Genomic DNA, 493 nt, shown 5'->3' with positions numbered 1-493 from the left:
AGTCAGAAGAAAAAGCAGATGAAGCAGCAGAAGAAGCCCAAGGCGAGGAAGCAGCAGAACCTACTGACGAAGCGAAAGACGAAGAAGCCACAGAAACTGAAAATACTAAAACTGACGAAAATGTATCAAATGAAAATGATGGATTATTTGAACAATGGGTAGTCGGAACATACCAATCCATCAGTAGTAACTATCAAAGTCTTATTGAATATTATCAAAAACTCATTGAGAAGCAATTTAATCAAACAGATTCTGAAATAATAGCTGAAGAGGAATCACAAGAAACTGAGGCAGACCCGTTATCGGATGTACCAGTGGATACGGGCATTGAAAATACGACTGAGTCAGAAGAAGCTACAGATACAGCTTTAGAAACAACTGAGGAAACCCCTGTCTCAGATGAAACGATTCCTTCTGAGGATGATGCAACAGATAGCCCGGTTGATTTAGGAACAGATGAAGTTGTAGATAACCAAGACTTAGTAGAAAATAC

General features: G+C 39.1%; 1 protein-coding gene. It reads left to right on the top strand.

The window, feature by feature from the left end; all coding sequences use genetic code 11:
• The coding region (locus V7149_RS23850) for a hypothetical protein (protein WP_335348059.1) at positions 1-493 on the top strand (493 nt) is incomplete at both ends.

Origin of the sequence: Bacillus sp. JJ1503 (assembly GCF_036965125.1) — a bacterium.
GTDB lineage: Bacteria > Bacillota > Bacilli > Bacillales > Cytobacillaceae > Cytobacillus.
The sequence above is the reverse complement of the archived record's forward strand: the minus strand, read 5'-3'. Positions and strand labels throughout refer to the sequence as shown.